The organism is Acinetobacter sp. BEC1-S18-ESBL-01, assembly GCF_014169935.1.
Taxonomy (GTDB): Bacteria; Pseudomonadota; Gammaproteobacteria; order Pseudomonadales; family Moraxellaceae; genus Acinetobacter; species Acinetobacter pittii.
This window is the reverse complement of record NZ_AP022302.1, coordinates 226,593-240,090: the sequence shown is the minus strand read 5'-3', so window position 1 is coordinate 240,090 and position 13,498 is coordinate 226,593. Positions and strand designations below refer to the sequence as shown.

Annotated in this window: 13 protein-coding genes; 6 read left to right on the top strand and 7 right to left on the bottom strand. The window is 41.7% G+C overall.

The genetic code is table 11. From position 1 onward, the window contains the following. Positions 1 to 93: 93 nt before the first annotated feature. Entirely contained in the window at positions 94 to 1,542 is a 1,449-nt protein-coding gene (locus tag H7R46_RS01080; protein ID WP_005066900.1) for an NAD-dependent succinate-semialdehyde dehydrogenase, read from the bottom strand. Further along, positions 1,539 to 2,831: a 4-aminobutyrate--2-oxoglutarate transaminase gene (gabT, locus tag H7R46_RS01075; protein ID WP_005066897.1), complete on the bottom strand. Its 1,293-nt coding sequence runs from the start codon at positions 2,829 to 2,831 to the stop codon at positions 1,539 to 1,541. The genes H7R46_RS01080 and gabT overlap by 4 nt, the downstream gene beginning before the upstream one ends. A 156-nt stretch (positions 2,832 to 2,987) precedes the next feature. On the opposite strand from gabT, the gene H7R46_RS01070 reads away from it, so the two are divergent. Continuing rightward, the gene (locus H7R46_RS01070) at positions 2,988 to 4,487 is read left to right on the top strand and encodes a PLP-dependent aminotransferase family protein (RefSeq protein ID WP_025469774.1); all 1,500 of its coding nucleotides are present in this window, start codon (positions 2,988 to 2,990) and stop codon (positions 4,485 to 4,487) included. A 66-nt stretch (positions 4,488 to 4,553) separates the two neighbouring features. On the opposite strand, the gene H7R46_RS01065 is transcribed toward H7R46_RS01070, so the two are convergent. Next, positions 4,554 to 5,996 carry an amino acid permease gene (locus tag H7R46_RS01065; protein ID WP_002117418.1) on the bottom strand — a complete coding sequence of 481 codons (1,443 nt, stop codon included), beginning with the start codon at positions 5,994 to 5,996 and terminating at the stop codon, positions 4,554 to 4,556. 305 nt (positions 5,997 to 6,301) lie between these two features. After that, entirely contained in the window at positions 6,302 to 6,850 is a 549-nt protein-coding gene (locus H7R46_RS01060; RefSeq protein WP_002117406.1) for a helix-turn-helix domain-containing protein, read from the bottom strand. Positions 6,851 to 6,918: 68 nt separating this feature from the next. On the opposite strand from H7R46_RS01060, the gene H7R46_RS01055 reads away from it, so the two are divergent. Beyond that, positions 6,919 to 7,614 carry an AzlC family ABC transporter permease gene (locus tag H7R46_RS01055; RefSeq protein WP_005066893.1) on the top strand — a complete coding sequence of 232 codons (696 nt, stop codon included), beginning with the start codon at positions 6,919 to 6,921 and terminating at the stop codon, positions 7,612 to 7,614. Continuing rightward, entirely contained in the window at positions 7,611 to 7,934 is a 324-nt protein-coding gene (locus H7R46_RS01050; RefSeq protein WP_002117414.1) for an AzlD domain-containing protein, read from the top strand. Before H7R46_RS01055 ends, H7R46_RS01050 begins: the two co-directional genes overlap by 4 nt. Before the next feature lie 40 nt (positions 7,935 to 7,974). Here the strand turns inward: H7R46_RS01050 and ssb are convergent, their stop codons facing one another. The 3 genes from ssb to H7R46_RS01035 all read right to left on the bottom strand — a co-directional run bounded on the left by ssb (position 7,975) and on the right by H7R46_RS01035 (position 11,208). After that, entirely contained in the window at positions 7,975 to 8,562 is a 588-nt protein-coding gene (gene ssb, locus H7R46_RS01045) for a single-stranded DNA-binding protein (RefSeq protein ID WP_005066890.1), read from the bottom strand. A 51-nt stretch (positions 8,563 to 8,613) separates the two neighbouring features. Further along, positions 8,614 to 9,978, bottom strand: a complete 1,365-nt coding sequence (locus H7R46_RS01040; protein ID WP_005066887.1) for an MFS transporter — start codon at positions 9,976 to 9,978, stop codon at positions 8,614 to 8,616. 147 nt (positions 9,979 to 10,125) lie between these two features. After that, complete coding sequence (locus tag H7R46_RS01035; protein WP_005066886.1) at positions 10,126 to 11,208, bottom strand: DUF475 domain-containing protein; 1,083 nt, start codon at positions 11,206 to 11,208, stop codon at positions 10,126 to 10,128. 262 nt (positions 11,209 to 11,470) lie between these two features. Here H7R46_RS01035 and tenA point away from each other — a divergent pair, with 262 nt between their 5' ends. The 3 genes from tenA (at position 11,471) to H7R46_RS01020 (ending at position 13,493) form a co-directional block, all read left to right on the top strand. Beyond that, on the top strand, positions 11,471 to 12,145 hold the full coding sequence (tenA, locus tag H7R46_RS01030; RefSeq protein WP_005066884.1) for a thiaminase II: 675 nt from the start codon (positions 11,471 to 11,473) through the stop codon (positions 12,143 to 12,145). A gap of 66 nt (positions 12,146 to 12,211) precedes the next feature. Then, on the top strand, positions 12,212 to 12,583 hold the full coding sequence (locus H7R46_RS01025; RefSeq protein ID WP_005066882.1) for a MerR family transcriptional regulator: 372 nt from the start codon (positions 12,212 to 12,214) through the stop codon (positions 12,581 to 12,583). A 103-nt stretch (positions 12,584 to 12,686) separates the two neighbouring features. Beyond that, positions 12,687 to 13,493: an SDR family NAD(P)-dependent oxidoreductase gene (locus H7R46_RS01020; RefSeq protein WP_005066880.1), complete on the top strand. Its 807-nt coding sequence runs from the start codon at positions 12,687 to 12,689 to the stop codon at positions 13,491 to 13,493. The last annotated feature ends 5 nt before the right edge of the window (positions 13,494 to 13,498 follow it).

Here is a 13,498-nt window from a genome sequence, read left to right as displayed (position 1 = left end):
GGTCATGAATGGGCATGACCGGTTTTTTGTGAAACATCACATACAGCATAACTGTATGTTTTCGTTCAGAACAAAACGAACTCGCTTTATTCCTTACTCAGATAAGTCTACGCAGAGGTATTTCATCTCGACATATTCTTCGATGCCGAATTTTGAACCTTCACGACCTAGACCTGACTGTTTTACGCCACCAAACGGAGCAACTTCATTTGAAATCGCGCCCGTGTTAATGCCGACCATACCGTACTCAAGTGCTTCACCCACTCGCCATTGACGAGCTGTGCTTTGAGTAAATAAATAAGCAGCTAAACCAAACTCGGTATCGTTCGCCATCGCCACTGCTTCATCTTCAGTTTTAAAGCGGAATAGTGGTGCAAGCGGACCAAAAGTTTCTTCTTTAGACACTTTCATGTCTTGCGTTACGCCAGTTAACACAGTCGGTTCAAAGAATGTGCCACCAAGTGCCGAGCGTTGACCACCAATACGAATTGTCGCGCCTTTCTCAGTTGCATCTGCAATATGAGACTGAACTTTTGCAATCGCATCTTCATCAATTAAAGGCCCTTGAGTTGAACCTTCTTGACGGCCATCGCCAACTTTAAGCTTAGACACAGCTTCAACCAAACGCTCTGCCAATGCATCGTAAATACCGTCTTGAACATAAATACGGTTAGCACATACACAAGTTTGACCGCTGTTACGATATTTACTTGCCATGATGCCCTGAACTGCTTGCTCAAGGTTAGCATCGTCAAATACCACAACTGGTGCATTACCACCAAGTTCAAGTGAAAGCTTTTTAATGGTTGGCGCACATTGTTGCATCAAGATACGGCCAACTTGAGTTGAACCTGTGAAGCTTAACTTACGAACAATATCGCTTTCACATAGTGTTTTACCAACTTCAACCGCATCACCACTAATGTTAATTAAAACATCAGTTGGTAAACCTGCCTGTAAAGCCAATACTTCAAGTGCATAAGCGGTTAACGGCGTTTGTTCTGCTGGTTTAACCAACATTGAACAACCCGCAGCAATCGCTGGACCTGCTTTACGCGTAATCATGGCAGCCGGGAAATTCCACGGCGTAATTGCAGCTGTAACACCAATCGCTTGTTTAATCACGAGCAGACGTTGATTTGGCAATGTAGGTGTTAAGACTTCACCATCAATACGGCGAGCTTGCTCGGCAAACCAACGGATGAATGATGCTGCATAACCAATTTCACCACGTGCTTCTGCCAATGGTTTACCTTGCTCAGCCGTTAAGATTTGAGCCAGATTTTCTTTGTGCTCAAGCATGAGGTTGTACCATGCCAATAGCACATCAGCACGCGCCAAGGCAGTTTGCTTTTTCCAAGCAGTTTGCGCTTTTGCTGAACGGTTAATTGCGGCTTCAACTCCTGCACGGTCATAGGTTTTTACCCATGCCAAAGTTTCACCTGTAGCAGCATCATTAACTTCGATATAGTCATTTGATGCAGGTGCTTCTAATGAAATATCAGGATGTTTTAATAAATACTGCAAATTATTTTGAATCATGCAGATTGCTCCATTGCTTTTGCACTACCTGCTTTGAGTGTTGCAAAACCTTGTTTCAAGATATCAAGGCCTTGACGGAATTGTTCAGCAGGAATGGTTAATGGATATAAGAAACGAATTACATTACCGTATTTACCACAAGTAAGAAGTAACAACCCGTTTTCCATTGCATAGTTTTGTACAACTTTTGCTTGTTCAGCTGTTTCAAGTTCTACTGCAACCATTGAACCCAATGCACGAATATCAGTTACGACGTCGCCTGTTGCTTGCTGAATATCTTTAAGTGCAACAACCAACTCTGCACCTAATTGATTTGCACGGTCGCATAAGTTTTCTTCTTCAATCGCATCAATCACAGCATGCGCAGCAGCAACCGCAATTGGGCTACCTGCGTAAGTACCGCCTAAACCACCAGGGTTTGGTGCATCCATCACTTCTGCACGGCCCACAACACCTGAAATAGGGAAACCGCCGCCCAAGCTTTTCGCCATCGTAATTAAGTCTGCTTTAGTCTCGTAATAGTTCATTGCAAACAATTTACCAGTACGGGCAAAACCTGATTGCACTTCGTCAGCAACCAATAAAATGCCGTGCTTGTCGCAAATTGAGCGTAAGCGTTTTAAGAACTCAGCTGGCACAACATTGAAACCGCCTTCACCTTGTACTGGCTCAAGTACAATTGCAGCAACATCATGTGGTGCAATATCTTCACTGAAAATATCTTCAACGCTTTCAATTGCCGCGTCTACTGAAATACCTTTAGCAGGCACTGGGTAACGCGCATGGAACACACCCGCTGGCATCACACCGAAATCACGTTTGTAAGGCGCTGTTTTACCTGTCATTGCCATCGTCATAAATGAACGACCGTGGAAACCATTACCAAAAGTGATAATGCCGTGACGACCTGTATAAGAACGAGCAATCTTCACCGCATTTTCAACTGCTTCTGCACCTGTAGTGAAAAAAGCTGACTTCGCAGGACCAGCAATTGGCGCGCGTTCATTAATACGCTCAGCTAAAGCGACATAGCTTTCATATGGTGTTACTTGATAGGCAGTATGCGTAAATTTAGTGAGTTGCTCAGTCACCGCTGCAATCACTTTAGGGTGGCGATGGCCTGTATTTAAAACCGCGATACCACCAGCAAAGTCGATAAATTGGTTGCCTTCCTTGTCCCAAAGCGTGGCATTTTCAGCTTTTTCCGCATACCACTGACACATCACGCCTACACCACGTGGAGTTGCTTGCTGTTTACGTGCGTTAAGTGCAGAATGTTGATTATCCATTTGATTCCCTCATATTTTCATCATCAGTTGCAGCTTTGGTTTCTTGCATCCTGTGCTTAATTTTCAGGGTGCTTTACAACGACTGCCTATGCATGTAATTTCGCTCGTCTGATGCCAACTGACGAGAGCCACTTTTTAACTGTAGGAGAGAGCCAATTGCGTAGTTTACTTGGAGATCATTTGCTGCAACGACTCCAACAGGACACTGAAGGGAAACTACATCAACGCCTTTTCCGTTGCCTGCGTGGTGCCATTATTGATGGAGTCATCCAGCCCAAGACTCGTCTACCTGCGTCACGCGACTTAGCCAGTGAAATTCATGTTTCAAGAAATACGGTGCTTAGTGCCTATGAACAACTACAAGCTGAAGGCTACTTAGAAGCCCGTACGGGACATGGCACATGGGTTGCCGAAAAATTACCAGAGAGTTTTTTAAATACACAAAACAAGAAAAAAGTAGTTTCAAGCCCGAAAGTTCAAAATTCTTATGCGCTATCACAGCGTGGTTCCAACTTATTAGGCTATGCAGCAGCATCGCCACACCAATGGGGCGCTTTTGTGCCGGGAGCACCGGATGTGACTGAGTTCCCACATCATATTTTTAGTCGTATTCAAGCACGCTTAAGCCGTGAACCCGACATTAACCGCCTGATTTATAGCAATGCAGGTGGATGTATAGAGCTTCGAAGTGCGTTGGCAGATTACTTGCGTGTTGCGCGTTCAGTCCAGTGCGATGCGGACCAGATTATTATTACCGAAGGCATTCACCAAGCAATCGACTTAGTCTCGCGTGCGCTCAGTGATATGGGGGATAAAATCTGGATTGAAGATCCCGCTTATTGGGGAATGCGTAATACGTTACGAATTAATGGCCTTGATATTCAGCCAATGCCTGTCGATGCTGAAGGCATTATTCCCGAGGAAAATCCGGCCAAGCCGCCTAAACTCATTTTTGTCACACCTTCACACCAATATCCTCTTGGCTCTCATTTAAGTCTAAACCGCCGACGTAAACTGATTGAGATTGCCCGTCAGCACAATAGCTGGATTGTCGAGGATGACTATGACAGTGAGTTCCGTTTCTCGGGTCAGCCTTATCCCTCTTTACAAGGTTTAGAAAATGATGCGCCTGTGCTGTACATGGGCACGTTTAGTAAAACTATTTATCCATCCTTAAGAATTGGATATCTAGTGGTGCCTAAGCCGTTATTTTCACCATTACGCATTGTAGCAGCCGAGCTTTATCGTGGTGGACACTTGCTTGAGCAAAAAGCCCTAGCTGAATTTATTCGTGAAGGCCATTATGAAGCGCATATTCGCCGTATGCGCCTACTCTATGGCAAGCGCCGCGACTACTTGGTGAGCTTAATTCAACGTTATCTTGGTCCCGAATTTATTCATGAATATGATGAAGCGGCAGGGTTACATCTGGTTTTAAAACTACCGAACTCTTGCGATGATGTCGCGATTGCAGCAACTGCACTTGAACGTGGCGTCAAAGTTCGCCCACTTTCTCAATACTACATGCAGTCGCATGCACATGCAGAACGCGGGCTGCTGATGGGCTTTGCCTGTGTAAATGAAAAAGATATGGTGATGGCTTTTGGTGTCTTGCTTCAGTGCTTACGTGAAGCAGGCGTACCTACGCTGAATTAACTTTCATCTGTTATTAAAACAAATAAAAAAAGAGCCTCATAGTGAGGCTCTTTTTTATTTAAAAATTTAAACTAACTTTTCTTCATGACTATGAGTTAAATGGGTCGCTCTACGATCTTTACCCCAACCTAGCTTTTCAGACAACAAACCGAAGAACACAATAATGCCGAACAGCGCTGTGGTGTAAATCACTTCTTTAAAATAGGTGCCTTCAATCAACATGGTAAGAATTGCACCAATAATTGCAAAGATCACCACATAAGTTAGATAAGGGAACATCCACATTTTAAAGTCAATTTTCACGCCTTCAGCCTCTAACTTTTTACGCATACGAAGCTGAGAATAAGCAATAGTCAGGTAAACATACAGTGTTGCTGCACCTGTTGTTAACATGAAAAAATCATAAACATTCATACTCTCGGTTGCAGTTAAAACTACGGCAATCACAGAGAAGAAGCATGACACAATCACGCCTACCCAAGGACTACTTTTACTGTTTACAGAGCCAAAACTTTTCGGTGCATCACCACGTTTAGCTAAAGAGAACAACATACGTGAACACGTATAAAGAGCTGAGTTAAAGCAACTACATACTGAGGTTAGAACCACGAAGTTTACGATATGGCGCGCGCCAGGAATGCCTAGTGCAGACAACGTTACGCTATAGGTTCCCCAAGTTGAATCTTTCAAAAGTTCATTGTTGTGGGGAATCAAACATACCGCAACGAACATTGAACCAACGTAGAATAAAATAATTCGCCAAACCACCGAGTTTGATGCTTTACGAATTTCTTTCGATGGATTTGCCGACTCTGCTGCCGCTACCGTAACAATTTCAGCACCAATGTAGGCAAACATGACTCCAAGCAAAGCTGTGATAACGGATGAGCCGCCATTTGGCATAAAGCCTTGAGAAGTTAAATTACTAATACCAGAAGCAGCCGGATTACCCCAAGGCCACAAATGCATAATGGCTAAACTACCAATCACAAGGAAAATAACAATCGCGATGACTTTGATGAGGGCGAACCAAAACTCAAATTCACCATAGTTTTTCACGTTTTGTAAATTAACGACAACCAGTGCGCCAATCACCACGACCATATAGACCCAGATTGGTATAAACGGGAACCAATTGTTTAGAATTTTTCCTGCCACATAAGCTTCCCACCCCATGAGCATGGCCAGAGTACACCAGTACAACCAGCCAATTGAGAAACCTGCCCAACGGCCAATCGCACGGTCAGCATAAGTTGAAAAAGAGCCACTATCAGGGTTTAAAACGGCCATCTCGCCTAGCATACGCATGATGAACCAAACGAGTAGACCACCTAAAGCGTAAGTTAAGAAAACTACAGGTCCGGTATTGTAAATAATACTGCCTGAGCCGACGAATAGAGAACCACCAATAACCCCTGCAATAGAGATCATGGTCAGGTGGCGTGATTTGAGTCCATGTTTTAAACTTTGGGAGTGATTGGCTTCAGAACCATTTTGATGAGCTGCCATATCATTTTCCTTAATATATGGAGGATATCGGCTAGTCTCGGAAATCCTCCGAAGCCAAAAAATATCCCCTAAAAATTTAGCCGTTCTGCCCAATTCCTAAAACAGAAAATTCACTGAGCTTATCCGGCGCTTCCGTATGCATACTTCCAATAGCTTTAATTTGTCGTTTCGGCACTCAAGAAACGAGAGCCATTTTTGTAATAAAAGAGAGAGCCAATTGCAAAATTTATACGCAAAATTGGCCCTTTTTGTAGGGGATGCTGGTAAATGGCTTTTAGTTTTTATTTTAATCAGATTGAAATTCTTTAGTTTTGTTCAGAAATTAACAATGCCTTTGTGCCTGTTTCCAACGCTCTAAATATATGTTTCTGGTCAGCTGGATAACAAATATAGTCTCCAACACCAAGCTCAACAGCTTCATCAATTAAGCCCACCAAAGCTTTACCTTCAACCACAATAATATGCTCTACAGAACCAACTGGATGCGGCTCTGAAAGACGGTCTTCGCCTGGTTCAACAATCAGTAAATACACATCTCGACGGGCATGGGGTGGACAAGTCGCTAACAAAATTGCTTTGTAGTTGGCAATCTCAGAACTCACTGTTGGCCCATCGCCACAGCGAATCACTTGCACCTGATTACTCGGCTCTTCCATCAACCGTGCAAATGGAATATTGAGCGCAACACAAAGTGCCCATAAGGTTTCAATGCTAGGGTTACCTTGGCCCGCTTCTAATTGTGAAAGAGTCGATTTGGCAACACCTGCACGACGAGCAACCTCTGCCAATGAAAGCCCTGCTCTTTGACGTTCACGCGTTAAACCTTTGGCAATAATTTCGATTGGCTGAGACATTCACCACATCCGTTCTATAAAAAAAACGATCGTTCGTTTTGACAAAACGATCAGACTTATTCATTATAATGGAAAATCGTTCGTTATATCATGCTATGTCCACATACTCTCTAATTAAAAAACTTAGTAAAGACACTACCCGCTCGATTTTCTTTGTATGTCTAGCGACGAGTGTCGTTGGTATGTCTTTAGGTTCACTCGCTGCAAGTTATGGCTTAGCGCTCTGGATCCCGCTTTGTCTATCCGTGTTTGTGCTCGCAGGAACTGCTGAATTTATTTTTATTGGTTTCTTGGCTGTAGGTGGTAGCCCAATTGCAGCTGCGATTGCAGGACTACTCGTCAATTTAAGACATCTACCTTTTGGTATTGCGGTCAATGAACTAATCCGTGGCAAATATTCTCGATATTTCGGGGCTCATATCATGAACGATGAAAGCGTTTTGTTTGGTATGGCACAGCCCGATTTTGAGACAAAAAAGGCTGCTTACTGGTTATGTGGTATATGCATTATGCTCAGTTGGCCACTGGGTGTAACGGCGGGTTATTTTATTGGAAGTGCTATTCCAGACCCTAAAACATTTGGCTTAGATGCCATTTTCCCCGCGATTTTAATTGCACTTACTTTTAATGCTTTAAAGAATAAAACCACTCGAAAAGCTGCATTTGCCGGATCAACTTTAGCGCTGATCACCACACCTTTTTTGGCCTCAGGACTTCCAATTCTGATTTCACTTTTTGGCTTGATATTTGGTAGAAAGAAATGAGTCAACAATTACTAATTATTTTAGGTATAGGCTTACTAGCACTTGGAACGTATGGGATTCGTTTCGCTGGGTTTCACTTGGGTGCCAAGTTCTCTTTTTCTGAAAAGTACCAAGTTTTACTCTCAAACGGTGCGACTGTTTTGCTCTGTGCGATTGCAGTGACCACTACATTTTTTGAAGGTCAACATTTCGCAGGTTTTGCACGAATATTTGGTGTTGGCTTAGCACTGTTCTTGGTTTGGAAAAAAGTACCGCTGTTATTAGTGATTTGCTTGGCAGCTGCCGGCACGGCACTTATACGTTTGCTTGGAATTGAGTAATAAAAAAGGCGAGATAAACTCGCCTTTTTTGAAACTTTGATTAGAACGGTAAATCGTCGTCTAAATCAGCTGGTGCAGAAGCTGGTTGTTGTGGTGCTTTAGGCGCAAAACCACCAGCTTGAGGGTTGCTTCCACCATTACCGAAACCACCTTGGTTACCATAACCACCGCTGTTTTGGCCATAGCCGCCACCTTGGTTGTTATTATTTTGATAACCATTACCACCTTGTTGAGGTGCGTTAAAACGTGGTTGGTTAAAATCATTACCGCCAGCGAAACCTTGTTCACCTTGTTGACGAGCATCTAACATTTGCATCTGGTCGCCACGGATTTCTGTAGTGTAACGCTCTTGGCCATTTTGGTCTGTCCACTGACGTGTACGTAATGAACCTTCAATATAAACCTTAGAACCTTTACGCAAGAACTGCTGAGCAATTTCCCCTAAACGGTTATGCAAAACAATACGGTGCCATTCTGTTTGTTCTTTACGTTCACCGGTATTTTTATCAGTCCAAGCTTCACTTGTCGCGATTGAAAATTGGGTCAACGAACCCCCATTTGGAAAAGTTTTTGTTTCAGGATCACGACCCAAAGTACCAACCAAAATAACCTTATTTACACCACGCATTAGCTGTCTTCATCCTATACATTTCTATGTTTTACTTTATAAGAGTTATGCTTAAATGGCTACCTCTTTACCGAACAACTGCGTTAAATCACGTCGCGCAGCATCATCTAGAGACTGTTTATCGACTTTAATATAAGCAACTTGCTGGTCAGGCATCACCACAACTTCTTCGATACCACGAATTGCCAATAGCTGTGTGGTCCACTCATTCACCTGTTGCACTTGCGGCAATGGCAACACAATCGATGACAAATACCGCGGCTGAGCTAAACCAAAACTAATTAGCAACCATATTATAGCAATCCCTGCTAAGACACTCCATCCAATCGCAGTATTATGTAACATCAATAATTGACCACCTAGTGTGCCACCAAAAAAAGCGCCTAAAAACTGACTACTGGCATTTACGCCCATAGCAGTTGCTTTTGACTGAATTGGAGCAGACTTCGACAACCAAGAAGGCAATAAAGCCTCCATCACATTAAATGCAATAAAGAAAATACCTAGACCTGCAAGTAATACATATTTGGATTGATAACCAAATATGAGCAGCAGCAAACCGACAATAATGCCTGTAATTGCTGTTAAGAAAATCCCGCGCATTTTGCGATATTTTTCAGCAATGATAATACTTGGAAATGCAAAAAACAGGCTAATGACTAATAGCGGTAAATACACCAAACCATGACTTGCTAAAGGAATATGTGCAAACTCGATGAGCTGTGAAGGCACATAAATAAACATGGCGGTCAGTAATAAATGCAGTGCAAAAACCGAAACATGCAAACGGTTTAAATCACCCATTTGAATGACTTGCTTAAGCTGTGCCATGTAGCCTTGCTGATAATTGCGATGATGACGAGTGACTTTAGGTACAAGCAATAACATCGCAATCGCAATTAAGCCCATAATGGTCGTGACAAAGAATAAGCCAGAAATGCCGACAAGGCTTGTGAGCCAAGGCCCAAGGCTAAACGCCACTACAAAAGACAGACCAATACTCATGCCCATTGCAGCCATGGCTTTAGTACGCTGCTCTTCACGCGTCACATCGGCTAAAAGCGCCATCACGACCGCTGAAACTGCACCAGCACCAGCGATAGCACGGCCAATAATTACACCATAAATCGTGTCAGATAAACCCGCAATTGCACCACCAATCGCAAACAGTAGTAGACCAAAGACCACAAGTGGTTTACGGCTAAAACGGTCAGCCAGTAAGCTAAATGGAATTTGCAAAATCGCCTGACTTAAGCCGTAGACACCTACAGCCAAACCAATGAGTGCTGGAGTCGCATATTGATATGACTGCCCAACTACAGAAAAGACAGGAATAATCATGAACAAGCCCAACATGCGTAGTGCAAAAATACTACTTAAGGCAAAAGTTGAGCGACGTTCCAAAGCATTCATCATATCAATACACGTTATCAAACTAGGTAAATTATAAGCCGATTCGTTTCTAAAAATACGGAACACCTTATTTAAAATAACGATTTGGGCTTAAAAAAAATAAAGAGGCATTTAGCCTCTTTATTCTATCGAACTTTACTGAAAATTAGCTTAAGGCGATTGTTGCTCACGCTTTGAATATTGAATTGAAGCAATAACCGCCCAAACAATAAACGCTACACCAATTAAACCAGTAACAACTTCAGGTACATGTACGCCAGTACCACTTGCAATCATAATGAATGCCAAGGCACCGATCGCATAATGCGCACCATGTTCTAAGAACACATAAGCGTCTAGCGTGCCTTTTTCTACAAGGTAAACTGTCATTGAACGGACAAAAATAGCACCGATTGCAAGACCCAGCATAATCACCACAACGTCGCTAGTAATTGCAAAAGCACCGATTACACCATCAAAACTGAATGATGCATCTAACACTTCAAGATATAAGAAACCACCTATACCCGCTTTAACTACGCCAGAAGCCGCGCCCGATCCATCTTTCATAATAGCATTGCCATCTTCGTCAATTTCAGGCTCACCACCTAACATATGACTTAATACTTCAACGCCAATATAAACCACAATGCCCCAAATACCTGCCATAGTCACCACAAGGCGCTGCGACTCATCAACATTTGCTGCCATAATTAACATCGCAATTAGAGCAATAAAGACAGACATTGCCGGTACGCTTGCTAAACTAGAAAGTTTAGCTTCAAGCCATCTGAACCAATGGGTTTCTTTTTCTTCATCAAAGAAGAAGTTTAAGAACACCAGTAATAGGAATGTTCCACCAAAAGCCGAAATTTCAGCGTGATGTGCCATTAAACGTTCAGAATAGGTTTTCGGATCATTGAGTGCCAATTTAGCTACTTCAATCATTCCCATATCCGCAGTCACGGCAACAATCGCCACCGGGAAAATTAAACGCATACCAAAAACGGCGATTAAAATACCTACCGTTAAAAAGAGCATTTTCCAGAACGGATCCCAATTACGTAGAACCGATGCATTTACGACAGCATTGTCAAAAGATAAAGAGACCTCCATTACAGCTAAAATGGCTGTAATTGTTAAAGCTTTAAGCATGGTAGACACGCCCGCTTCAGGTCCATGGGTAAAACCCCAATACGCGGATAGTGCTAAACACACCACCGTAAAAAATATCGAAAATCGGAAATGCTTCATGGATCAGACCTATACCAAGAATAAATTTAATCTTTCTTAAAAACCGCCGCTATTATATCGATAATTAACCACAAAACGATGTTGTTTTGTGCCGTTATTCCCGTTACTTTATCTCTCTGTTTAATAAAGAAATTTATAATATTTAATTAACTCATTAATCGTATTAAATATTTTCTTTGGATATATCTATCATTATTATTTTTGTATTTTAAAATTGATTTAAAATCTGGTTCAGCTGTCTTAATTTAAATGGAATGTTTTTATGCTTTTTTCTCAAGAACTTTGGCAACGCAATTTAAATTTATATCAAAAAATTCTCGACCTGCCTTTTAATCAGGAACTTGCTAACGGTACTTTAGATAAAGAAGCTTTTTGTCATTATGTTATTCAAGATGCTCAATATTTAGTGGCCTATGGTCGTGTGCTTGCTGTTGCAGCAGCAAAGGCCTTTGAGGCTGACGATATTATGCAATTTTCAGATGCAGCTAAAATTGCAATTGTGGTGGAGCGTAGTTTGCATGATGACTTCATGAAAAATTTTGGTGTAACTAAAGAAGAATTTAAAAATACCCCATTAACATTAGCAGGCCACCATTACACTTCATTTTTGACAGCCACTGCTTGGTCTGAAAGCTACCCTGTTGTACTCGCTGCGCTTTTACCTTGCTTCTGGATTTACGCCGAAGTCGGTAAAGATATTGTAAATAAATCCATTCCAAATAACCCTTACCAAGCATGGATTGATACCTATGCAGGTGAAGAGTTCCATACCGCCGTTCGTAATGTGATTGCGACAGTAGATAAAGTTGCCGCACGTTGTGATGCAGATACTTTAGAGAAAATGCATGCAGCCTATACGATGGGTGCAAAACTTGAGTGGTTATTTTGGGATAGTGCCTATCACCAAAGACAGTGGTTAGGTTTAGATCATATTTAAAACTTCAAAAGAATCGGTCAGTGCACTTAATAGCCTGATCGATTTTCAATAAAATGCGAGACAGATATGTATATCGGCGAATTAGCGGCTTTGACTGGAGCCACTCCTAAGGCCATTCGGCATTATGAGAAATTAGGTTTACTGCCAGTCGCAAAAAGAAAAGGTAATTATCGTATTTATGAAGAGATTGATGTTCAATCGGTTAAGATGATTCGCCTTGCACAAGCTGTTGGATTTAGCCTTTCCGAGCTTTATGACCTGTCGGCTTTAAAATATAAAAATAATCGTTTTCCTGTAGAAATTGCACAGCAGCTTATTCAAAAAAAGAACCAACAAATTATTGAGCAGAAAGAAGCTTTAAGCCGTTTGCAAGAAGATTTAAAAGAACTGGAAGATGAGATTATTCAGACTTATATTATCAATGAGATTTTTGCTTAAAACAGTTTATTAAAATCTGAAAATAGCTTTCAAAATGAGTGCTTGACTCTGCCCTTAGGGACAAGGTTTATGGTAATAGCTTCTTTTATTACGGACCAATAAAATGAGCACCCACCTTTCTACATTTAAAAATTCAACAGCATTAATTACAGGCGCATCTTCAGGAATAGGCAAAGCCTATGCTCAAGAACTTGCGTCTTTAGGAATTCATCTCATTTTAACGGCACGCTCCGAACAGAAGCTGAATGATTTAGCCGATGAACTTAGCAAAAAATATAACGTGAATGTTGAGGTGATCGTCTTAGATTTAGCTCAACCCCATTCAGCTCAAAGCTTATTTGATGAAGTGCAAGCCAGAAACTTATCGGTAGAGATTTTAATTAACAACGCAGGATTTGGTAAATGGACTAAATTTCTAGATCAATCTGTATCTACTTATCAAGAAATGATTACGCTAAATATCAGCAGTGTAACGTCTTTATGTTATTTATTTTTGCCCCACATGCTTGCGAACAAAAAAGGCATCATGATTAATATTTCATCTACAGGTGCGTTTCAACCTCTGCCTTATATTGCTGTGTATGGGGCAACTAAATCTTATGTATTGCAATTTACTGAGGCTCTTGCAGGAGAATACGGCTCTTCAGGAGTTAAATTTCTGGCAGTTTGTCCGGGCAATACCCAAACCAATTTTACTCAGGTGGCAAATGCAGATACGAGTGGTATGAAAAGCTCTACGGTTGAAGACGTTGTGTCTGCAACAGTTAAAGCATTAGATAAGAATAAAGCAACAGTTGTGGTGGGATGTAGCAACTATTTGACGTCTCAATTGCCCCGAATTCTTTCTCGCCAAAAGATGATTAATTTAGTTGAAGGTATGCTCAAAACCCGTGTTGTTGAGCATTCATAAAAATA